Here is a 233-nt window from a genome sequence, read left to right as displayed (position 1 = left end):
GCAAACGTGACGTATAAAATAGACTTGAGTGTCGACACCACATCACCCATACCGCGCATGTAAGACATCTCGCTGATGCTGGCTTGCGTCTCATAGCTGACACCGCCCTTAAAGAAATAACTAAAATAGGTCACAAAGGTCAAAATACCCATACCGCCAATTTGTATCAGCCCCATAATAATGACTTGGCCAAAAGTCGTAAAATAGGTGGCAGTATCCACTACGATAAGCCC

Annotated in this window: 1 pseudogene; it reads right to left on the bottom strand. The window is 44.6% G+C overall.

Features of this window, described 5'->3' with window-relative positions:
- A pseudogene (locus tag SB772_RS45855) lies at window positions 1–233 on the bottom strand (hypothetical protein); the annotation flags it as partial.

It is taken from the genome of Paraburkholderia sp. SIMBA_030, assembly GCF_046535245.1.
Lineage (GTDB): Bacteria > Pseudomonadota > Gammaproteobacteria > Burkholderiales > Burkholderiaceae > Paraburkholderia.
The sequence above is the reverse complement of the archived record's forward strand: the minus strand, read 5'-3'. Positions and strand labels throughout refer to the sequence as shown.